The 20,746-nt window shown below is 72.1% G+C and carries 20 protein-coding genes and 3 pseudogenes; 14 read left to right on the forward strand and 9 right to left on the reverse strand.

Annotated elements, in window-relative coordinates; genetic code table 11:
* From AB0F04_RS33985 to AB0F04_RS33995, 3 genes and pseudogenes are all read left to right on the forward strand, one after another.
* Positions 1 to 94: pseudogene (locus AB0F04_RS33985) on the forward strand (hypothetical protein); the annotation flags it as partial.
* A gap of 5 nt (positions 95 to 99) precedes the next feature.
* A pseudogene (locus tag AB0F04_RS33990) lies at positions 100 to 495 on the forward strand (CGNR zinc finger domain-containing protein); the annotation flags it as partial.
* A gap of 116 nt (positions 496 to 611) precedes the next feature.
* Entirely contained in the window at positions 612 to 1,109 is a 498-nt protein-coding gene (locus AB0F04_RS33995; RefSeq protein ID WP_362049016.1) for a hypothetical protein, read from the forward strand.
* Positions 1,110 to 1,176: 67 nt separating this feature from the next.
* Here AB0F04_RS33995 and AB0F04_RS34000 read toward each other — a convergent pair whose 3' ends face one another.
* Positions 1,177 to 2,316, reverse strand: a complete 1,140-nt coding sequence (locus AB0F04_RS34000; protein ID WP_362049019.1) for an aminoglycoside phosphotransferase family protein — start codon at positions 2,314 to 2,316, stop codon at positions 1,177 to 1,179.
* A 232-nt stretch (positions 2,317 to 2,548) separates the two neighbouring features.
* Between AB0F04_RS34000 and AB0F04_RS34005 the strand changes: the two genes are divergently transcribed.
* Positions 2,549 to 4,042, forward strand: a complete 1,494-nt coding sequence (locus AB0F04_RS34005) for a hypothetical protein (protein WP_362049021.1) — start codon at positions 2,549 to 2,551, stop codon at positions 4,040 to 4,042.
* A 5-nt stretch (positions 4,043 to 4,047) separates the two neighbouring features.
* Here AB0F04_RS34005 and AB0F04_RS34010 read toward each other — a convergent pair whose 3' ends face one another.
* The 3 genes from AB0F04_RS34010 to AB0F04_RS34020 form a co-directional block, all read right to left on the reverse strand.
* The gene (locus tag AB0F04_RS34010; protein ID WP_362049023.1) at positions 4,048 to 5,457 is read right to left on the reverse strand and encodes a SpoIIE family protein phosphatase; all 1,410 of its coding nucleotides are present in this window, start codon (positions 5,455 to 5,457) and stop codon (positions 4,048 to 4,050) included.
* 285 nt (positions 5,458 to 5,742) lie between these two features.
* The gene (locus tag AB0F04_RS34015) at positions 5,743 to 6,837 is read right to left on the reverse strand and encodes a chemotaxis protein (protein ID WP_362049026.1); all 1,095 of its coding nucleotides are present in this window, start codon (positions 6,835 to 6,837) and stop codon (positions 5,743 to 5,745) included.
* A 50-nt stretch (positions 6,838 to 6,887) separates the two neighbouring features.
* A complete protein-coding gene (locus AB0F04_RS34020) occupies positions 6,888 to 8,459 on the reverse strand; it encodes an alpha/beta hydrolase (RefSeq protein WP_362049029.1) in 1,572 nt (523 codons plus the stop codon).
* Between the two features lie 299 nt (positions 8,460 to 8,758).
* Between AB0F04_RS34020 and AB0F04_RS34025 the strand changes: the two genes are divergently transcribed.
* Positions 8,759 to 9,436, forward strand: coding sequence for a chaplin (locus AB0F04_RS34025; RefSeq protein WP_362049032.1), 678 nt, complete (start codon positions 8,759 to 8,761; stop codon positions 9,434 to 9,436).
* A gap of 10 nt (positions 9,437 to 9,446) precedes the next feature.
* Here AB0F04_RS34025 and AB0F04_RS34030 read toward each other — a convergent pair whose 3' ends face one another.
* Both AB0F04_RS34030 and AB0F04_RS34035 read right to left on the reverse strand, forming a co-directional pair.
* The gene (locus tag AB0F04_RS34030; RefSeq protein ID WP_362049035.1) at positions 9,447 to 10,181 is read right to left on the reverse strand and encodes a class I SAM-dependent methyltransferase; all 735 of its coding nucleotides are present in this window, start codon (positions 10,179 to 10,181) and stop codon (positions 9,447 to 9,449) included.
* A 159-nt stretch (positions 10,182 to 10,340) separates the two neighbouring features.
* Positions 10,341 to 10,826 (reverse strand): nucleoside deaminase, encoded by a 486-nt coding sequence (locus AB0F04_RS34035; protein WP_362049038.1) that lies wholly within the window; start codon positions 10,824 to 10,826, stop codon positions 10,341 to 10,343.
* 149 nt (positions 10,827 to 10,975) lie between these two features.
* Between AB0F04_RS34035 and AB0F04_RS34040 the strand changes: the two genes are divergently transcribed.
* Entirely contained in the window at positions 10,976 to 11,752 is a 777-nt protein-coding gene (locus tag AB0F04_RS34040) for a GNAT family N-acetyltransferase (RefSeq protein ID WP_362049041.1), read from the forward strand.
* A gap of 145 nt (positions 11,753 to 11,897) precedes the next feature.
* On the opposite strand, the gene AB0F04_RS34045 is transcribed toward AB0F04_RS34040, so the two are convergent.
* Positions 11,898 to 12,338 (reverse strand): SPW repeat protein, encoded by a 441-nt coding sequence (locus tag AB0F04_RS34045; RefSeq protein WP_362049044.1) that lies wholly within the window; start codon positions 12,336 to 12,338, stop codon positions 11,898 to 11,900.
* A 226-nt stretch (positions 12,339 to 12,564) separates the two neighbouring features.
* Here AB0F04_RS34045 and AB0F04_RS34050 point away from each other — a divergent pair, with 226 nt between their 5' ends.
* From AB0F04_RS34050 to AB0F04_RS34070, 5 genes and pseudogenes are all read left to right on the forward strand, one after another.
* Positions 12,565 to 12,741, forward strand: coding sequence for a hypothetical protein (locus AB0F04_RS34050; RefSeq protein WP_199825563.1), 177 nt, complete (start codon positions 12,565 to 12,567; stop codon positions 12,739 to 12,741).
* A gap of 173 nt (positions 12,742 to 12,914) precedes the next feature.
* Positions 12,915 to 12,992 carry a putative leader peptide gene (locus tag AB0F04_RS34055; protein ID WP_351405193.1) on the forward strand — a complete coding sequence of 26 codons (78 nt, stop codon included), beginning with the start codon at positions 12,915 to 12,917 and terminating at the stop codon, positions 12,990 to 12,992.
* 189 nt (positions 12,993 to 13,181) lie between these two features.
* Positions 13,182 to 13,736 (forward strand): NADPH-dependent FMN reductase, encoded by a 555-nt coding sequence (ssuE, locus tag AB0F04_RS34060; RefSeq protein ID WP_362049047.1) that lies wholly within the window; start codon positions 13,182 to 13,184, stop codon positions 13,734 to 13,736.
* Positions 13,737 to 13,783: 47 nt separating this feature from the next.
* Positions 13,784 to 14,935, forward strand: coding sequence for an LLM class flavin-dependent oxidoreductase (locus tag AB0F04_RS34065; protein ID WP_362049050.1), 1,152 nt, complete (start codon positions 13,784 to 13,786; stop codon positions 14,933 to 14,935).
* A gap of 321 nt (positions 14,936 to 15,256) precedes the next feature.
* Positions 15,257 to 15,325, forward strand: a pseudogene (locus AB0F04_RS34070) (DUF664 domain-containing protein); the annotation flags it as partial.
* Positions 15,326 to 15,426: 101 nt separating this feature from the next.
* Here AB0F04_RS34070 and AB0F04_RS34075 read toward each other — a convergent pair.
* Together AB0F04_RS34075 and AB0F04_RS34080 are read right to left on the reverse strand one after the other, a co-directional pair.
* Positions 15,427 to 16,476, reverse strand: coding sequence for an acyl-CoA dehydrogenase family protein (locus tag AB0F04_RS34075; RefSeq protein WP_362049053.1), 1,050 nt, complete (start codon positions 16,474 to 16,476; stop codon positions 15,427 to 15,429).
* 68 nt (positions 16,477 to 16,544) lie between these two features.
* Positions 16,545 to 17,654 (reverse strand): substrate-binding domain-containing protein, encoded by a 1,110-nt coding sequence (locus AB0F04_RS34080; protein WP_362049056.1) that lies wholly within the window; start codon positions 17,652 to 17,654, stop codon positions 16,545 to 16,547.
* A gap of 79 nt (positions 17,655 to 17,733) precedes the next feature.
* On the opposite strand from AB0F04_RS34080, the gene AB0F04_RS34085 reads away from it, so the two are divergent.
* The 3 genes from AB0F04_RS34085 to AB0F04_RS34095 all read left to right on the forward strand — a co-directional run bounded on the left by AB0F04_RS34085 (position 17,734) and on the right by AB0F04_RS34095 (position 20,731).
* Complete coding sequence (locus AB0F04_RS34085) at positions 17,734 to 18,171, forward strand: MarR family transcriptional regulator (RefSeq protein WP_362049059.1); 438 nt, start codon at positions 17,734 to 17,736, stop codon at positions 18,169 to 18,171.
* 232 nt (positions 18,172 to 18,403) lie between these two features.
* Positions 18,404 to 19,294: a glycoside hydrolase family 19 protein gene (locus tag AB0F04_RS34090; protein ID WP_362049062.1), complete on the forward strand. Its 891-nt coding sequence runs from the start codon at positions 18,404 to 18,406 to the stop codon at positions 19,292 to 19,294.
* A 69-nt stretch (positions 19,295 to 19,363) separates the two neighbouring features.
* Positions 19,364 to 20,731, forward strand: coding sequence for a phospholipase (locus tag AB0F04_RS34095; RefSeq protein ID WP_362049065.1), 1,368 nt, complete (start codon positions 19,364 to 19,366; stop codon positions 20,729 to 20,731).
* The last annotated feature ends 15 nt before the right edge of the window (positions 20,732 to 20,746 follow it).

The raw sequence follows: 20,746 nt of genomic DNA on the forward strand, positions 1-20,746 counted from the left end.
GTACTTCGGCGGCTCCTCGCCCATCGCGGGCGATATCGCCGCCCGGCACGCCGACGTCTACCTCACCTGGGGCGAACCCCCGGACCAGGTCGCCGCCTGGCCGCCGTCCGCGCGCTCTTCGCCCGGGCCGTGCGCCCCGGCGAGCCGAGCCCCGCGGACGCGGTCCGCCTCATGCCCCTCCCGGAAGCGGTGCGGCACCTGAACGAGGCGGCCGCCCGCACCCCCACCGTGCCCGTCCTCGACTGGCCGGAGGGCGCCACCCCGGTCGTCCACCGAAGGCCCGCCGGTACCGGTGACGATCTGGCCGCGGCCCTCGCCCACGCCGTGATCGCGTTCCTCTCGAGCCCCGACCGCGACCGGCTGCGGGCCTGCCACGCGCCGCGCTGCGTGCGGTACTTCCTCAAGGAGCACCCGCGCCAGGAGTGGTGCAAGCCCTCCTGCGGCAACCGCGCCCGCGTGGCCCGCCACCACCAGCGCCACAAGGCGACCCCTTAGACCGGCCGGGCCCCGCCCGAGTGGTCCCTCACCACTTCCGGCGCACGGCGACAACCCGGCCACCGGTGCGCCGCCCGCCCCGCACTTCGCAGGCCCGGCCACGTACCATGGGCGACATGTCGTTCCTCCGCCGCCGCAGCGCCACTCCCGCCGGGCCCGACTTCGACGTACTGGCCATGGACCCGGGCGACTGGCCCGGCAACCTCGGCGCGGGACTGCTGCCCGCGCCCGACGGCACCTGCCAGGGCGTCTTCCTGCGCTACGACCTGTTCGGCGGCCGCGGCCCCGCGATGATCATCGGCAATCTGCCGGAGGGCTCCCCGGCCCGTGAGGTGCCCGAGGGGGAGGTCCCGTTCGAGGTGGCCCAGCTGCTGCTGGCCCTGGAGAACGACGAGGAGGTCACCGTCGTCAGCACCGAGGACGCACCGGTGATGCAGGGCGACAACCTCTTGATCGTGCGCCGCGTCAAGCTCTCCGAGAGCCGGATCTCCTGCGTGCAGTTCGACCGCAGCGACAACGTCCTCGTGACCATCGCCGCCTGGGACCGCCCCATCACGGACGACCTCTACGCCCTCCTCAAACCGCTGCCCGCGGAACTCTTCCAGCAGGACTGAGCCGAACCGCCGTCACGAAGGGGCCGCTGGACACCTGAGCAGGTGTCCAGCGGCCCCTTCGTCCCCGTCAGCGAGTGCCGACCGCCGCGCGCACGGCGCGCCGGGCCAACTGGCAGTCGTCGTGCAGCCGCCGCAGCAGCAGCCTCTGCTCCTCGCCGGTCGGCGCAGCACCCGGGTGGGCCGTGCCCGGTGCGGCCGGGGCCGGATCGTGCATCGAGCGTTGCACGGCCGTCTCGTAGGTCCGGATCTCACGGGTCAGCACCAGCATCAGGTTCACCAGGAAGGCATCCCTCGACGCGGGCCCCGCCGACTGCGCGATCTGGCTGATCTGGCGACGGGCGACCGGTGCGTCCCCGAGCACCGACCACAGGGTCGCCAGGTCGTATCCCGGCAGGTACCAGCCCGCGTGCTCCCAGTCCACCAGCACTGGACCGGCCGGTGACAGGAGAATGTTCGACAGCAGCGCGTCGCCGTGGCAGAACTGGCCCATGCCTTGCCGTCCGGAGGTCTGCGCGATCCCGTGCAGCAGTTTCTGCAGGTCACCCAGGTCCCGGTCGGTGAGCAGGCCCAGCTCGTGGTACCGGGAGATCCGGGCCGCGTAGTCGAGCGGGGCGTCGAACGTCCCCGCGGGCGGCCGCCAGGCGTTCAGCCGGCAGATCGCGCCGAGTGCCGCTCTGATGTCCGCCCGGGGCGGTGCCTCCGCCGGGTGCCGCTGGAGCGCCGCCACCCGGCCCGGCATCCGCTCGATCACCAGCGTGCAGTTGTCCGGGTCCGCCGCGATCAGTCTCGGCGCCCGCACGGGTGGGCGGTGCCGGACGAACGAGCGGTATGCCGCTATCTCGTGGCGGATCCGCTCCGACCAGGCGGGCGAGTGGTCCAGTAAACACTTGGCGACAGCCGTGCTGCGACCGGTCGTGCCGACCAGGAGCACGGACCGTCCGTTGCGGCGCAGCACCTGCACCGGGGCGAACTCCGGGCAGATGCGGTGCACGGACGCGATCGCCGTGCGCAGCTGCGCGCCCTGGGGGCCGGACAAGTCGAGTCTCCCGCTGAGCGGTTGGGTGCCGATGACCGCGCCGCGCCGAGCCCTGCCCGCACCGATCACGGGGGCCGCCGACCGCGCGGGGGCGAGGTAGGGGCCGCTGTCCGTGGGACGCGGGTGCAGCGACCGGGGCGGTGCGGACACGGAGGACGATGCTGCGTACATGGGCGAGACAGATCCCTTCGTGTGCCTGCGACGACAGTGCACCACCCGGCCCGGAAGCCCGGGAGAACCCTGGGGAGTGTCCCCGGCGACCGGGTCGGGGTGGCGCGTTCCTACCTGACACCGGATGGCCGGTGGCACACCATCTGGCGCACCCTGGCGAACCCTGGCGAATAGTCGCCCGGCAAGTCTCCCCGGGCTACTGTCAACTCAGCCGAGAACCTGGGGGCTTGACGTGAGCGGACAACCCAACACCCGGCTCGCGGACCTGTTCGGCCTGGCCGGCTGGTCCAAGGGCGAACTCGCGAGGCTGGTCAACCGGCAGGCGGCGGCCATGGGCCATCCCCAGCTGTCGACCGACACCTCCCGGGTGCGGCGGTGGATCGACACGGGAGAGATCCCGCGCGATCCGGTGCCGCGGGTGCTGGCGGCTCTGTTCACCGAGCGTCTCGGCCGTGTCGTGACCATCGAGGACCTCGGTCTGGTCCGGCACGGGCGTGCGGGGAAACGGCAGGACGGCGGGAGCGAGGACGCTCCCGACCGCGTGCCGTGGGCGCCCGAGCGGACGGCTGCGGTCCTCACCGAATTCACGGGAATGGACCTCATGCTCAACCGACGCGGCTTGGTGGGCGCGGGCGCCGCGCTCGCCGCGGGATCCGCACTCAGCAGCGCCATGTACGACTGGCTGCACACCGACCCTTCCCTGGCTGCCGACGCCCCCGACCTCGACCATCCCCTGCACGCCGACCCCGCTGGGTTCGACCGCTACGAGGCCGCCCCCATCGGGTCGCAGGAGATCGAGGAACTGGAGCGCTCGGTCGAGGTGTTCCGTGCCTGGGACGCGGCCCGCGGCGGCGGGCTTCAGCGCAAGGCCGTGGTGGGCCAGCTCAACGAGGTGGGCGGCATGCTCGCCTACCGGCACCCACCCCACCTCCAGCGGCGCCTGTGGGGCGTCGCCGCCAACCTCGCCGTCCTCGCGGGCTGGATGTCGCACGACGTCGGCCTGGAGCCCACGGCCCAGAAGTACTTCGTCATCGCCGCGCACGCGGCCCGTGAGGGCGGGGACCGGCCCCGTGCGGGCGAGGCACTGTCCCGCGCGGCCCGCCAGATGGTGCACCTGGGCAGGCCGGACGACGCCCTGCACCTGATGAAACTCGCCACCTCCGGTTCGGGTGACGAGGTGCTGCCCCGCACCCAGGCGATGCTCTACACCGTCGAAGCCTGGGCACAGGCCTCCATGGGCAAGGGCCAGGCGATGCGCCGCACCCTCGGGAGGGCGGAGGACCTGTTCGTCTCCGACAGAGCCGACGTCCCGACACCGGACTGGATGCAGACCTTCAAGGAGGAGGACCTGTACGGCATGCAGGCACTGGCCTACCGCACGCTCGCCGAGTTCGAGCCGGGTGCGGCGGCGCATGCCCAGCACTACGCGGAGAAGGCTCTCGCCCTGCGCGTCGACGGCCGGCAGCGGTCGAAGATCTTCGACTACCTGTCGATGGCGTCGGCCTGCTTCATCGCTGACGACCCCGAACAGGCCGACCGGTACGCGCGCCTGGCCCTGGTGTCGATGGGGTCCAACTCCTCCCATCGCACCTGGGACCGGCTCCGTCAGATGTACCGGCTCACGGCCGAGTACTCCGGCTACCCGAAGATCGAGGAGCTACGGGAGGAGATCAAGCTCGCCCTGCCGAGGACGAAGGGCAGGGGTGCCCACCACGCACAGGCCTGAGCTTCCTAAGACGTCACCTTGGCCAGGAGCACGCAGGCGTTGTCCTCGCGCGCGCCCTCGCCGAACTCCTGGACCACGGTCCGGGCGCAGTCCTCAGCGGTGCGGTTCCCGGCCAGGCGGGGTGCCAGACCGAGGAGCAGCTGCGCGGCCGCCGATCCGGTGTGCCCGGGCACCAGCCCGTCGGTGTGCAGGAGCAGCAGGTCGCCCACCTCGAGCGTCTCTTCGGCCTGCCCGTAACCGGCGCCCGAGGTGGCACCGAGCAGCACGCCGTCGGGTGCGTTCAGCACGTGCCCCGTCCCGTCGCGGAACAACAGCGGGGCGGGGTGTCCGGCTTGTGCCCAGACCAGGGTCCGGGTCGTGGGCCGGTAACGGCAGCAGACGGCGCTGCCCAGGGCGGGTTGCACGGTGGCGTCGAGTAACTGGTTCAGCCAGGCCATCAACTGCCCCGGCTGCGCACCGGCCATCGCCATGCCGCGAACGGCACCGAGCAGCATGGTCATGTTCGACGTGACGCCGACGCCCTGGCCGGTGAGATCGCCGACGCTGAGGAGAGTTTCGCTGTCGGCCAGGTCGAGCGCGTCGTACCAGTCGCCGCCGATGAGTGTGTTCGTGGAGGCCGGCAGGTGGTGGAAGGCGAGGTCGAGGGCCCCGGGCCCTCTGTGCGGGAGCCGCAGGGAGCCGCGCCACTGCGGCAGCACGGCCTCCTGCAGCTCGACCGCGAGCCGCTGCTCGCTCCGCGCGGCCTCCTGCCGGTGGTGCAGCGAGTCACGGGTCTCGCTCACCACCCGCTGGCTGCGGCGCAGTTCGCTGACGTCGCGCAGCACGGCCCACATCGAGGCGGTGCTGCCGTCGGCGTCGAGCACCGGTTCGCCCATCATGTGAACGGTCCGTACGTCGCCGCCGCGGCGGGTGATGCGGAACTCGCCGTCGATGGGCCTCGCGTCGACGAGGCAGTCGGTGACCATCGCCGTCAGTTTCGGCCGGTCCTCGTCCACCACCAGGGACGGCAGCTCGTCGAGGGTGAGAGGGGGAGCGGCGGGGTCGCGGCCCAGGATGCGGTAGAGCTCCCCGGACCAACTGGCCTCGTCCGTCAGGAGGTTCCACTCGGCGCTGCCGACCCGGCTGAGCAGTGAGCCCGGTGCGGATGCGGCGGGGTTCGGCTCCGCCGCCGTGGGCAGGGGGCCGTCCCGCAACTGGGCCAGGTGCTCGTCGAGGTCGTTGAGCTGGTGCAGGGCCAGGTCGTACAGGGCCCGTTGCCAGCGCTCGCGCGGATGATCCGCTCCTTCCTCCTCGGCGCCGCGGCGCACCGCGTCCACGTCGCCCTTGAGCCGCCGCGTCTGCGAGATGAGCGCCTCGACCGAGCCGCGGCGGGGCGGTTGGGCGGCTGGGCGGTCCGCGGAGAGGTGGGACGGCATGACGCACTCCGATGCGGGGACGGTACGACCAAGGCGGACGGAGGGACCGTTACGACTGTTGCACAGCCCGCGACGCCCTGTAAGGGATTCGGCGACACACGATACGGTGGTGCTTCTGGCATATGCCACAGTCTCACGGAGTTACTCCGAGGTAGCCGCAGAGCGCACCGCCAGGAGCGCCAAGTCGTAGATTACACAGGGCATTTGACGGCCCGTCGGGACACCGGCGCGAGGCTGCTTCGCGTGTTCGACGGCACTGCGTTCGAGCTCGGTGCGCCTGCTCTGTCAGTACCGCAGCACCCCGGCCATGCCGTCCGCCTCACCGAGTGTGCCGTCCGGTACGAAGCGGACGTCGGCACCCGTCTCCAGGCACTGTTCGACGATCTCGTCGACGATGTCCTCACGGGAGTCGAGGTCGCCGGTCTCGGCGAGGATCAGATGGTCCCCGGCGTCGCGTACCGTCACCCGGTAGTTCTCCTCGACGGCCAGCAGCCGGACGCGGCCGTCCCGTGCGCTCTGCCACAACTCGTCGACACCGGCGGCGAACTCCCGTCGTCCGCGGGCCGTTTCGAGGGCGCGGGTCACGGCGTCGGTACTCCGGCGGGCCTCTGCCTCGACCACCGGCCGCACGGCCTGCCACACGACCTCGGGAGTCCCGTGGGCGAGCCCGCCGTGCGGGATGTGCACCGCGCTCCGGACCGCGGTGCCGACCTCGTCCAGCAGGGAGAGGGCGGCCGGCTCGCCGGTGACGTACAGCTGCCGGGGATGGTCGCGCAGCACGGCGCTCATCGCGGTGTCGGCCTCGCGGAGGAACCGGCGCGTGCGTTCCTCCCGGAAGGCGCTCGGGGTGTCGCCGATCCGCTGCTGCCGCTCGGGGTCGAAGTTCTCCACGCGCCGCGTCAGCGGGAAGCCGCCGAGGCGGGCCGCGCTGACCCGGTCGACGCCGCCGCTCCACAGCGTGACGCGGTCCGCGGCGAGCGACAGGACCCAGAAGGGCCGCCCGGCCGTCTGGGCGGAGACGAGGTTGCGGGTGAGGAAGGTGTCCGAGAGCACTACGCGTTCGGGTACGGATCTGGCCAGCGACCACACCTGGTGCTCGCCCGGAGCTGCGAAGATCGCGAGGCCCTCCTCCGCGTGTGTCAGGTCGATCTCGCTCAGAGCCCGGTCGAGGTGCCCGGCGACCTCGGCGCGTCGCTCGCGGGTGACGGCCGGATCGGCCTCCAGCTGCCGCTTGGCCTCGGCGACCACGTTGCGCAGCCGGACCTGGTCCTGGGCGTTGTACGGATCGCGCCGGTGGGTCGGCGTCAGCACGGAGACCGCGGGGTAGGGCCGCGGGCGCCGCAGCTCGGCAAGGGTCGCGGAACTCAGAACGCTCTCCATGACAGAACGATAGAGCGAATTCACGATGAGGGCATTCGGGGTAATCGTCCTCATTCGTCGTCGCGGTCCGAGCCGCAGGAGCTGCCGTCCGGCGGCAGCGTTCCGTACAGCAGGAAGGCGTCGACCTTGCTGTGCACGCACTTGGACGAGCCGTAGCCGGTGTGGCCCTCGCCCCGGTTGTCGAGCACGACGGCCGACGATCCGAGCCGCCTCGCCGTCTCCACCGTCCAGCGGTACGGCGTGGCCGGGTCGCCCCGGGTGCCGACGAGCAGCATCCTCGGTGTCCCGACGTCCTTGACGTCGTCGCGGATGTAGTCGGTGCCCTTGGGGCGGCCGTAGCACATCAGTACCTGAGTGAGCCGGTACCGTCCGAACACCGGTGACGCCTGTTCGTAGCGGGCGCGCAGCCGGCCGAGGTCCTCGGTGACCTGCGCGGCGGCGGGGCGGTCGGGATCGTCCGCGCAGTTGACCGCCATCAGAGCCGCCGGCAGGTTGTCGAGGGGGATGTCCGCCGGGTCGGTGAGTCCGGCGTGGGGGGTCCGGCGCGGGGGCAGGGTGAAGCCTCCGGACAGGAACGTCTCCATGCCGCGTGTGTCGCCGTCCTCCAGCAACTGGCCCACGGCCCTCTGCAGCGACGGCCACAGCTCCCTGCTGTAGAGGCCCTGCCCGAGGGCACCCGCGAAGTCCTGACCGGTGAACGCCTCACCGAAATCCGTCGGCAGCGGGTCCTTGTCGAGCGACTCGACCACCTGTACGACGTGTTCCCGGGCCTCACGGGGATCCCGTCCGAACGGACACGCGATGTCCTCGGTGCACCAGGTCAGGAAACTCTCCAGGGCGGTCTGCTGCCCCCGGGCGCTCGCCACACCCTGGTCGGCCAGCGGTTCGGTCAGTGTGTCGACGCCGTCCAGCACCATCCTGCCGACCTTCCCGGGGTACTGGGCCGCGTACACCGCGCCGAGCCGGCTCCCGTACGAGAAGCCCAGGTAGTTGAGCTTGTCGTCGCCGAGCGCGTCGCGCATGACGTCCAGGTCGCGGGCGGCGTTGACCGTGCCGATGTGGGGCAGGACCGGGCCCGAGTGCTCGGTGCACTCGGCCGCCGCCGCGCGCAGCTCTTCGAGCACGGCCCCGGGGTCGGCCACGTCGGCGTTGCCGTCCGTCGCGTCCAGGGCGTCGTCCGAGGCGTTTCCGCAGCTGACCGGCGAGGAGCGGCCGACGCCACGCGGGTCGAACGAGACGACGTCGTAGCCGTTCGTCAGGCCCATGAAGTCCTTCCCGCCCATGGCGAGTTGTGCCACGCCCTGACCGCCGGGCCCGCCGAAGTTCAGCAGGACCGAGCCCCGGGACTTGCCCGTGGCCCGGTAGCGGGCGACGGCGAGGTCGAGGGTGCCCTTGCCGGGCCTGGCGTAGTCGAGCGGAACGGTGACCTTCCCGCACTGGAGATCCTTCGGCATGTCCATGCCCTCGCACTCGGTCCACGTGACCTTCTGGTCGTAGAAGTGCGACAGGCCGGGCGCAGGGCCGTCGGCGGCCGGCAGCGCCGTGCCCAGCAGGGCGAGCCCGGCCGTGCCGGTGACCGCGCAACGCCGTATCGAGGGGCGCGTGGACAGCTTGGCCAGCATCGATGCCTCCAGGGACGCGGGGCGGCCCGCAGCGGACCGGGACGCCCTCGCTCACCATATGCGCGCCCCTCAGGCCCCGCCTCCGGGGCGGGCCGGGCCGCGCGGCGAACCGTTTCCTGCGAGGCCCGCCCCCGTGCGGGGCCGGACGCCGAGCCGGGATACGAAGGGCTTTACCGCTAGTTCGACAACCGGCCCGCTCGATGGAGTGAAAGGCCGATAAGCCATAACTCGGACCGGGTGCCCGGCGTTCTCCCCGGTGCGGGTGAGTGCCCGCGACGATGTCTGGAAGGCAGGGGTCCATGCGAAGGATGACCCGAAACGGAGTGATCGCCGTCGCCGCCGCCTCGGGCGCGATGGCCGTGACCGTCCCCGCGTACGCAGGTTCCGGTGCGGACGGCTCGGCGGCCGGGTCGCCGGGAGTGCTCTCCGGCAACACGGTCCAGCTGCCGGTGCACATCCCGGTGAACGCGTGCGGGAACACCGTGAACGTGGTGGGGATCCTGAACCCCGCAGCCGGCAACAGCTGCGCGAACCAGGACGAGGGTCGCGGCGGCCGGCCGGGCGGGTCCGGCGCTGCGGTCGCCGAGGGCAGCGCACAGGACTCACCCGGAGTGCTCTCCGGTAACGGCGTGCAGGTGCCGGTCGACCTCCCCGTCAACGTCACGGGCAACTCGGTCGACGTGGTCGGCATCGGCAACGCCGCGACCGGCAACGAGTCCTCGAACACCCCCGGCGATCACCGCCCGGTCCGTCCCCCGCACCCGCCGAAGCCGGACCCCGAGCCGGTTCCGGAGCCGGCCCCGCCGCACCGGGCGAACCCGGCCCCCGAGCCGGCTCCCCGCACCGTCCCGCACGCCCGCGGCGCCTTGGCCCACACGGGCACGGACCACGCCCTGCAGGCCGTCGCGGCGAGCGCGGCACTGGTCGCCGGGGGAGTGGTGCTGCGCCGCAGGTTCCGCCCGGGGGCGGACGGCTGACCCGTTCGGGTCACACCGCCTGCGCCACCGCCGTGAGCAGCACCATCCCCGTGTCGCCGTGGCCCGGCGCCGTCGGGCCCATGTCGATGTGGGTCACGTCCAGCTCCCGGGTCAGGGGTGCGAAGACCTCCGTGACGGTGAGCGGGTTCACCGGACAGCCCGGCCAGCGGGAGGCCGGCCCGATGCGGTACGTCGGCATGTTCTCCATGAAGGCGGCGACCAGGCGGCCGCCCGGCCGGGCCGTTCGGACGAAGGTGCGGCAGAAGTCGGCGAACTCGGCGAAGTCCTCCGTCGCGCTCTCGGCGACGAAGTGCATGGAGGCGAGTTCGTACGTACCCGGGGGCAGGGACCGGACGTCGGCGTGGATGACGTTGACGGGTGCCAGCGCCCCGGCCAGGGTCGCAGGCACCTCGGGGTTGAGCTCCCGGCACAGCGCGTGGAACGGGAGCCAGCTCGCGTCAGGACGGTGACAGATCTGCTCCGTGAGGTAGGCGACGTTGCTCGCCCCCGCCTCGACGGCATCGATCCCGCGGCTCGTGGCGGACGCGAGCATCAGCGGGTAGAGGTTGGGACCCGCCCCGAACTCCACCGAGCGTGCGATGCCGCCCGGCGGAAGGCGCCGGTAGTAGGCGCTGTGGTGCGCGATGACTGCCGCGTCCCAGGGATGTACGTCGCGGTAGTTCTCCGCGAGGTAGTCGGCGACCGGCCAGCGGTCCCAGTCCACGTCGTCGTTGTGCGTCGTCATGGCCGGCCAGCCCTTCAGCCACAGGGGGCAGCGCACCCGTCGGAGAGACCGGGGTGTATGCCTGGTCCTGCGTCCGGGTCCACTTGGAATCGATCGTAAGTTCGCCCGGATGGCCCTGCATCTCGGTCGCCGCCCACCGGGCCCGGCGCGTTCGGATTCTCAGCCGTGGCCTACGTGAAACCTGGCGTGCAGTTCCCTCACCTGATCGCTCAGTTCGGGTACGGGGCCGTCCACGGCTACTCCGGGTGCCACCTCGCGCACGGGGAGCGTCCGGACCGGGGGTGCGGGGACATCCAGCTCGCTCAGCCAGGAGCCGAGTTGTTCGGACGAGGCGACGTAGACGATCCGGCCGAGGCCGACCCAGGCGTGGGCGGCCGCGCACATCGGGCAGTGCTCGCCGGAGGTGTAGACCGTGGCGGCCGCCCGTTCCCCTGGCGTCAGGTGTGCCGCCGACCACCGGGCCAGCTCGAACTCGGGGTGCCGGGTGCGGTCGCCCGAGGCCACCCGGTTGCGGTCTTCGGCGAGGACGGTGCCGTCACCGCCCACCAGGACCGAACCGAACGGTTCGTCCCCGGCCTCCAGGGCTTCGGCCGCGAGTGCCACGCATCGGCGCAGGTACGGCAGTTCCGTGTCCTTCACGACCATGGGACCGGCCCTTCGCGAGACGATGTGATCACGAGGACCTTATGGCGTCTGCGCACCGGAGGAGAAGGAGCGGGGCCGTGGGCCGAAGGGGCGGCCGCTGCCCCGCAAAATCCTTTGCCCTCCGGTCCGGTGCCTGCTGAGGTGTGCTCATGAATCATGCGGAGCTGCTCGCCCTCTTCGACCACGACCTGCGCGCGGGCGCCCGGCCGGACGGCCCGGGCGCCCGAGTCGAGCGGACCGGCGGTGTCGTCCGTCAGGTCGCCTCCGCGGGGGGCTGGAACGGCATCGTGTGGTCCGCCCTCGACCAGGCCGGGGCGGACGCGGCGATCGCCGGGCAGATCCGCCACTACACCGGGCTCGGTCTCGACTTCGAGTGGAAGGTGTACGGGCACGACCAGCCGGCCGACCTGGGGCGGCGGCTGCGCGCTGCCGGGTTCACACCCGAGGACGAGGAGACGCTGATGATCGGAGAGATCGACGCTCTCGCCCTCGGCACGGCACCGCCCGAGGGCGTGCGCGTCGTACCGGTCACCGACGCGGCGGGCGTCCACCACGTGGCCGACGTCCACGAGAAGGCGTTCGGCGCGGACAGCTCCTGGCTGCGAGAGCAGCTCCTCGCGCGGCTGTCGGCCGACCCGGACACCGTCGTCGCCGTCGTGGCCCTGGCCGGCGACCAGCCGGTGAGCGCGGCCCGCATGGAACTCGTGCCCGGCACCCCCTTCGCCGGCCTGTGGGGCGGCGGCACCGTCCCGGGCTGGCGCGGCCGGGGTGTCTACCGCTCCCTGGTCGCCCACCGTGCCCGGGCCGCCGCGGCCCGCGGCTTCCGCTACCTGCAGGTCGACGCCTCCGGCGACAGCCGCCCGATCCTGGAACGACTCGGCTTCGCGGCGCTGACCACCACGACGCCGTACGTGTACACGACCTAGCGGCACACCGCTCGCGCCGTCCGGACGGACACGCCTCGGCAGGAGACCGCTCCGCGCCGTGAGCGGTGAACAGGTCGCCGCGCCGGCGGGGCATGAACGGGCCGGCCCGGGGTCCGGGCCGGCCTTCGGTCCCTTCCGGTCGGCGCTACGGCCTGGGCGTGGCCTTGGCCGCCGTTCCGGCGCACACCAGCCCCAGGATCACGGCCAGTGCACCGATGACGATGTTGTTCCACACGACACCGGCGTCCGGGCTGTCGCCGACGATCCACGGCGAGATGATCATCCACACCCCGAGGGCGCACATGGCCCAGCTCAGGCCGTACATGCGCTCCGGAGCGCGAGTGAAGCCGAGCGCCAGCAGGCCGATGGCGATGCCCATGATCAGGTTGTGGGTCACGAGTGCCGGCTGGCTGGTCGTGTAGTGGACTATCCACGGGGAGGCGGCGCAGTACAGACCGAGCAGGAACACCGGTCCGTCCACGAGCGCCACATCACGGCCGCCGAGCATACGGGCGTAACGGTCCCGCATCTCGGAGGCGTCGGGGTGGGTGGTGATGTCACCTCTGGTGGGCGAGACGTTGGCCATGACTCGTCTCCTTCATGGTGCAGGGCGACCGCGTCTGGAGGGGTGTGCGGTAAACGCCGCGTAAGCGCCATTCTGCTCTTATTTTCCCTTTATGTGTAGGGCTTGGAGCGGAGTGTGGCATCTACCCGGCGGTACATGTCCGGGCGGATCGGGGGCATCCGGATGTGTACGACACAGACCGGCGACGTCGTCCGGCGGACGGCGTGGGACAAGGAGGGCAGCGGACGTGACCACGGCCATCGGCGCGAAGGTGTTGGAGCGGTTCCCGGCGGGGTCTCCGCGCGGATCCTGGCCCGCGGAGGAGTACGCGGCACGCCGCCGCGCCGAGGGCGAACCCGCCACCGTCGTGATGGACCTGGAGTCGGACGCCTTCCTCGTGGTCGTTCCGGAGGACGGCGACTGATCTCGGCGCCGTCGCGCAGCAACGCGGCGCGCCCTCCCGGCTCGTGCCGAACAGGGAGGGCGCGCACGGTTGTTCCTGGGTGTCTGCCATGAACGGGCCGGTCCGGGATACGAGATGAGCCTCGATTTCCTTGACGGCCCGCGACCTGCGCTGCCACGATCCACGGCATGACCATGCGACTGGACCTCACGCGGCGACGCCACGTCGACCTCGCACGCGTCTCCAGCGCTTCCTGTCGCGCCGCAGCCTGAGTCTCCCGGCTCGCCGCTTCCCCTCACCGCCGTTCCCGCCGCCGGCCTTGTCCGCCGTGCCGGCGGCATGCCCTGAACGGTGACGTTCCCCCCGCCTGAATCCGACACCTCCGCACGCCCTTGGAATGTGGCGTGCCCGAGTCCGGCGGTTCCCCGCGCAGTCGCGCCGTCTCCAGGAAATGAGAGCCCATGGCCACCGTCCTGTCCGTCTCCGGCAGCCCATCCGCCTCCTCCCGCACCAGCCGACTGCTGCGCCACCTGGACAAGAGGCTGGCGGCCCAGGGGCATGACGTGATCCCGCTCGACGTCCGCACCATCCCCGCCGAGGCCCTGCTCGGCGCGGACTTCCGTCACCCCGCCATCGTCGAGGTCACCGAACTGTTCGCCCGGGCCGACGGCGTCGTCATCGGTACGCCCGTCTACAAGGCGTCCTACTCCGGTGTGCTGAAGGCCCTGCTGGACCTGCTCCCGCAGTACGCCCTCACGGGCAAGACCGTGCTGCCGCTCGCCACCGGCGGCAGCGTCGCCCATGTCCTGGCCATCGACTACGCCCTGCGCCCGGTCCTCAACTCCATGGGCGCGGACCACATCGTGCAGGGCTGGTTCACCCTCGACCAGCACCTCACCGCACAGGAGGACGGCTCCCTGGCCGTCGCGCCGGACGCCACCGAGGCCCTGGACCAGGTGGTCGACCGGTTCTCCGCGGCACTGGGCCGCACCCCGCTGCTCGCCGTGGCGGGCTGACACCGCACGCCACGGCCCGCACGTCCCCCCTTGATCGGAGCTCCGCCGTGTCCCTCACGTTCCACTGGTTCCTGCCCACCAACGGCGACAGCCGTCATGTCGTCGGCGGCGGTCACGGCACCCCGGCCACCGCGTCCGGGCGGGACCGGCCGCCGACGGTCGCCTACCTGAGCCAGATCGCCCGGGCCGCCGAGGAAGTGGGCTTCGCGGGAGCGCTCACGCCCACCGGCGCCTGGTGCGAGGACGCCTGGCTCACGACCGCGATGGTCGCCCAGCACACCGAACGCCTGAAATTCCTCGTCGCCTTCCGGCCCGGTCTCATCTCGCCCACGCTCGCCGCGCAGATGGCCGCCACCTTCCAGCGGCAGACCGGCGGGCGGCTGCTGCTCAACGTCGTCACCGGCGGCGAGAACAAGGAGCAGCGCGCCTTCGGCGACTTCCTCGACAAGGACGCCCGGTACCGCCGCACCGGTGAGTTCCTGCACGTCGTACGGGAGTTGTGGGAGGGCAACACCGTGGACCTGCAGGGGGAGCACGTCCGGGTTGAGGAGGCAGCGCTGGCCCGGCTGCCCGACCCCGTGCCCGAGGTGTACTTCGGCGGCTCCTCGCCCATCGCGGGCGATATCGCCGCCCGGCACGCCGACGTCTACCTCACCTGGGGCGAACCCCCGGACCAGGTCGCCGGGAAGATCGCCCGCATCCGGTCGCTGGCCGGCGCCCGGGGCCGCACCCTGCGCTTCGGCATCCGCCTGCACGTCATCACCCGGGACACCGCCGAGCAGGCCTGGGCCGAAGCGGACCGGCTGCTCGACGGCTTCGATCCGGAGACGGTGGCGTCCGTGCAGGCCGGTCTCTCCCACAGCGAGTCGGAGGGACAGCAGCGCATGCTCGCCCTGCACGGCGGCCGCCTCGACCGCCTGGAGATCCACCCCAACCTGTGGGCCGGCATCGGCCTGGTGCGCGGCGGGGCGGGCACCGCCCTGGTCGGCAGCCACGACGAGGTCGCCGAGCGGATCAAGGAGTACCACGCCCTGGGTATCGACGAGTTCATCCTCTCCGGCTATCCGCACCTGGAGGAGGCGTACTGGTTCGGCGAGGGAGTCCTGCCCCGCCTGGCCGCGCAGGGACTGTGGCGGCACCCCGCGGGCCGTCAGGACGCGCCCGCCGCCGCGGCCCCCTTCGTGCCGGTGGCGAGCTGACACCCCGCCACGTCTCCCGCCGGAGATCAACCCCGGTGCGGGGCCCGGGCGTCCTGGTCACCGAGTGGGCACGACCGCCCCTCGGTGACCAGGAGGCACTCACATGAAGCAGCGCGCCGCACGCACCGTCTCGATCGCCCTGGCCGTGGCGCTGTCCGCCGGAACGGCGGCGCTGGCCCCGGCAGCGCAGGCGGCGGATCGGCCGCACGGCCACGAGGCCACCCGGACCGAGTTACGCGCGCTGGTCGGCAAGGGCGGCCTTCCCGGGGTCACGGCCAAGGTCACTGACAGCCGGGGGACTTGGGTCGGCACGGCGGGCCAGAGTACGCCCGCCACAACGGTCACGCCGACCTGCTCCGCGAGCGCATCGACGGAGCGATCGGCATGTGAGGCGGGGCACGGTTTCGGACTCGCCACCGGCGGTCGGAACGGACGTCACCATCCGTCCGACCGCTCCCACCGCCAACCCGGCGAACCACACGGTCGTCGCACTAGTGGGACGCCAGCGAGCCGAGGTGCGTCCGGCGCGCCTCGGCCGTCTGGCCCTGCACCAGCAGGAACATCCCCTCGCGCGCCAGCCGTTGCGCCCGGCTGCCCAGGGCCATGGCCCGGCCGCCCCCGGCCACGATCGCCGCGGTCGTGGCCGCGCTCAGGAGGTCATAGGCACGCGTCTTCACGGCCAGGCGTTCCGGGACGCAGTCGAGCGAGGCGGGCCGGTCGGCCAGGGCGTAGGCCTCCGCGCGGACCTCGTCGAGCCGGGTGCGCAGGGACCGGGCCGTGTCCCGGCCGTCCGGGTTCTGCGCCACCAGGTCCAGCGCCGCGTACGCCACCCCGAACACGGCAGGACTGGCGTTGGCGGCCCGAGGCAGGTCGACCTGGGCGAACTCCTCCTGCGAGGTGCGCAGCACCACCGACTCCTCCGGCAGCCACAGGCCGTCGAGCTCCAGGGACACCGTACAGGCGGCGGTCAGGGCCGCGAGCCGCATGGGTGCCGACGCCGTCAGGCCCGGCTGCTCGCGGGCCTCGGCGAAGCCGAACACCACCTCGGCCGTGTCCGTCACCCCGGCCAGCAGCATCACATCGTTCAGACCCCACCCCGTGTACCAGGGCACCCTCCCCTCGAACCGCCAGCCGCCCTCCTGCCGAACGGCCCGTACCGGTACCCGGGGGAAGGCGCGGACATGGGCGAAGGCGATGCCGGCCATCAGTGCGCCGGTGGCCAGCGGACGCAGGAGCTTGTCCCGGACGGGCGAGTCGTAGGTGGCGAGCAGCTTCACCGGTGTGTGGTGCTGGGTCTGCACGAACCAGGTGGAGCAGCACGCCCCGGCCAGGATCTCCGCGGTCTCGCGCGCCACGCCCACCGGCGCGTCGGCGCCGCCGTACTCCTGTGGTGCGACCACCCCGAGCAGCCCGGCCCGTTTCACCGCCTCGAGGTGGCTCGTGGGCACGCCCTCCTGGTCGACGCGTTCGGCCTGCGGGACGAGGAGGTCGCGCGCGAGTCGCTGTGCGTGGGTGACGAGAGGGTGCGGTGTGGTGGTCATGCGGGGATTCTCGCGGCGGGGCGGCGCGGGAGGCGGATCCGGGGGTGTGTCGGCCGGTTTCTGCGCGGTCAGCGTCGCGCGTCCAGCTCCGTGAGCACGTCGAAGTCGAGCCCGTCGGCCCGCGCCAGGTAGATGCGCTGGCGCACATGGGCGTCCCGCAGGTGCAGCAGCCCGCGCGGGCCCTCGTACGACACCGCCCCGGCCCCCGCCGTCGCGCCGATCGTCTGGACGTCCAGCGTCCCGGCCCTCCGCAGAAGTGCGGCCAGCAGCAGCACACCCTCATAGCAGGACTCCCCGAGGCTGCCGAGGGCGGGTGCCTGGACGCCGTAGCGAGCCGCGTACCGCCCGTGGAAGTCGAGGGCGTCCCGATCGGCCAGCGAGGCGAAGAACCCGGCCGTGCTGTAGAGGTCCTCCGTCGCCTCGGGGCCGCTCGCCACCAGCATGTTCTCGTCCATCAGCGTGCTCAGCCGCAGACAGCGCGCGGGCAGGCCGTAGGCCGCGAACGCCCGGTTGAAGCGGACCGCGTCACTGCCGACGAGCAGCATCAGCACCGCGTCGGCGTCCGTGCGCTCGACGCGGCGCAGGACCGGCTCGAAGTCCTCGGAGCCGAGCGGGAGGTAGGCCTCACCGGTGATGCGTCCGCCGCTGCCCCGGGCGTAGGCGCGCGCCGAGCGGGCCGTGTGCCGCGGCCACACGTAGTCGTTGCCCACCACGAACCAGCGCCGCACCCCGCGTTCGCGCGCCAGCAGCTCCATCGCCGGCCGGAGTTGTTCGCGCGGCGTCTCGCTGGTCAGGAAGACCCCCGCCGTGTCCTCGCCGCCTTCGTACAGGGCGGTGTACACGTAGGGGACGCGGTGCGCGATCCTCGGCGCCAGTGCCTGTCGTACGGAGGAGATGTGCCAGCCGGTGACGCCCTGCACGGCCCCCAGGGCCACCAGCGCCTCGATCTCGTCCGCGATCTCGTCGGGCGGGCCCGAGCCGTCGACCGGCACCAGCCGCAACTCCCTGCCGAGCACGCCGCCGTCCCGGTTGACCTCCTCGGCGGCCAGCCGGGCGCACAGCTCGCAGGTGGGCCCGAAGATCCCGGCCGGGCCCCGCAGGGGGAAGACGAGGGCCACGCCGAGCACGGAGTCGTCGGCCGTGAACCACTCGGGCGCTGGGAGGTCGTGCCGGAACATGGGGCCATGATTTCGGCTCCACCGGACGAACTCCAGTGCGTCTCCTACGATGGACACCCCTCGTGACCTAGGAGCAGGGATGCCCAGCCCGACCCCGCGTCGTCCCGACGACCTCGTGCAGTTGCTGACGCGGGCCGAACGACTGGCGGCCCGGCGTTTGCAGGGTGTGCTGGAGGCCGAAGGCTGCTCGCTCGACGCGTGGCGGGTGCTGGCCTCCCTGTCCGACGGTGAAGGGCACCACATGACGGGGCTCGCCGAGGCCGCTTTCCTGCCGCCTCCGACACTGACCAAGCTGGTCGACCAGCTCGTCGATCAGAATCTGGTGCACCGCAGGGTCGATCCGTTCGACCGGCGCCGTGTCCTGGCCCATCTCACCCCGCGCGGCCAGGAGTACTGGCAGCGTGTCGATCGCGCCGTCCGCGCCGGCTGGCCGCCGCTCGGCGCCGGCGACGACGACCTGCTGCGCTCCCTGCTGGACCGGCTGGCGGCGATCCTGGCGGGCTCGGCGCGCGTGTGAGCCCCGAGCGAGGCAGGGCCCGGCCGTCGTCCGGCGCGATCGGCGGCAGGTCTGTACCTGACTGGTCTACACCCTTGACTGGTACAGACCAAAGCGGTTGAGTGTGGCTTCCCAGCCCCCACCACGGCCGCCCCCCCCACGCCGTGACCGGACCACCGGCGCGTGCGGTCAAGGGTCTGCTGAGCCCTGCCCTCGCCGGGGCGCGGCCGTGCTCCGCGAAGGAGTCGAACCCGTGTCGAGACGCCGTATCTCCGCTGTCCTGGCCACCCTGGCCCTCGCCGGCACCGCACCGGTGCTCCTGCCCGCCACGAACGCCTCGGCCGCCGCGTGCTCCAGCTATCCGAACTGGACGGCCGGGAAGTCGTACGCCGCCGGCGACATCGTCCGCTACACGGACGGCAAGGCCTACATCGCCGAGCACGCCAACCCGGGCTACGACCCGGTCATCAGCACCTGGTACTGGGAGCCGTACGCCTGCGACAACGGTCCCGGCACGCCGAACGCGCGGTTCGTCGTGACCGAGGCGCAGTTCAACCAGATGTTCCCGAACCGGAATTCGTTCTACAGCTACAGCGGCCTCACCGCCGCCCTCAGCGCCTACCCAGGGTTCGCCAACACCGGCGGCGACACGGTGAAGAAGCAGGAGGCGGCGGCCTTCCTCGCCAACGTCGCTCATGAGACCGGCGGTCTGGTGCACGTGGTGGAGCAGAACACCGTCAACTACCCGCACTACTGCGACTGGAGCCGGCCCTACGGCTGTCCGGCCGGGCAGGCCGCCTACTACGGGCGCGGCCCGATCCAGCTGAGCTGGAACTTCAACTACAAGGCGGCCGGCGACGCGCTCGGCATCGACCTGCTGAACAACCCCTGGCTGGTGCAGAACGACTCGGCCGTCGCCTGGAAGACGGCCCTGTGGTACTGGAACACCCAGACCGGCCCCGGCAGCATGACCCCGCACAACGCCATGGTGAACGGCGCCGGTTTCGGCCAGACCATCCGCAGCATCAACGGCTCCCTGGAGTGCGACGGGAAGAACCCCGCGCAGGTGCAGAGCCGGGTGACCAACTACCAGCGCTTCACCCAGATCCTCGGGACGTCACCCGGCGGCAACCTGTACTGCTGACGCCGGACCGGCCGGCGTGGTGTCATGCGGGATGTCATGAACCTGACTGATTGACGAAGGGCATCCCTCATGCGCCTACGCAGCCCCCACGCCCTGCTCGCCACGACCGCGGCGCTGGCCGCCGCGGTCGTCGCCCCCCAGCCCGCTGTCGCCGCCACTCCGGCCGCGGGCACCTACTACGTCCAGAGCGTCACCACCGGGCTCAACGCGGCCGACAGCGGCGGCGCGGTCGAGCAGCACAGACCCCGGGGAAACGAGGACCGGCAGCAGTGGCGGCTGAAGCCGAACGGCTCGGCGTATCTGCTGGAGAACGCCGACGCGCCCGGCAGCTGCCTCGGCCGCAGCGGTGACCAGGCAGCGACCGTCGCCTGCGCGAGCGCCGACGCCCCCTGGGAGATCACCCCGCTCGACGCCGACCGCTACACGCTCAGGGTTCCGGGAACCGCCCGCCACCTCACCGTGGCTCCCGAGCCCCCCGGAGCCGGCTACCCCGCGCGCCTGACCCTCTCAGGCCCGGGCGACCTCGCCGCCTGGTACCTCACCCCGGTCGCCCCCGCCACCGGCCCCATGCCGCCGCAGGACCGCCGCACCCTCGACCAGGTCACGTTCCTCACCACGCACAACGCGTACGCCAACGGCGTGGACGGCGGCTTCGCCCCGCCCTTCGTCAACCTCGTGCCCAACCAGACCCGCGGCATCCGGCAGCAACTCACCGACGGGGTCCGCGGATTCATGCTGGACATCCACCAGACCCGCGACGGCGCGATCCTGTGTCACAACAGCTGCACCCTCGTCAGCAGGCCCGTCGCCCTGTGGGTCGACCTCCAGCGCATGGTCGACTTCCTGAAGGCCCACCCCGGCCAGTTCGTCACGGTCTTCCTGGAGGACTACGTCGACCCGGCCGTGCTGCGCGCCGAACTCGCCCGCGTCGACGGCCTGTCGGACGTGCTCTACCGACCCGACCTCACCGGCGTACGGCACAGCGGCTGGCCGACGATGACGGAGCTGGCCGCCGCCGGTGACCGGCTGCTGATCTTCACCGACCACAGCCGTTCCGCCGACCAGGCGGCGGGGCTGACCCGGGACAGCTTCGGCGTCATGTACCAGCGGGAATGGACCGTCGAGAACCACTGGTCGATGGGCTCGGGCGTCGGCACCTCCGACTGGTCCTGCTACAGCCGCTGGTACGGCGCCGACACCAACATCCCGCTGACCCGCACCGAACCGGCGTTCCGCCCGCTCTTCGTCATGAACCACTTCCGTGACGTCCCGCTCGCCGGTACCGCCGGCACGGACAACACCAAACTCGCCGACCGCGCCCAGAGGTTCTGCCAGCCGGCCGCCCGGAAGAAGCCCAACTTCCTCGCCGTGGACCACTACGACCGGGGCAACCCGGCCTCCGCCGTCACCACGCTCAACTCCTACACGTATCCGTAAAGCCGTTTCACCGGT

Origin of the sequence: Streptomyces sp. NPDC029041, from assembly GCF_040637515.1 — a bacterium.
Classification (GTDB): Bacteria; Actinomycetota; Actinomycetes; order Streptomycetales; family Streptomycetaceae; genus Streptomyces.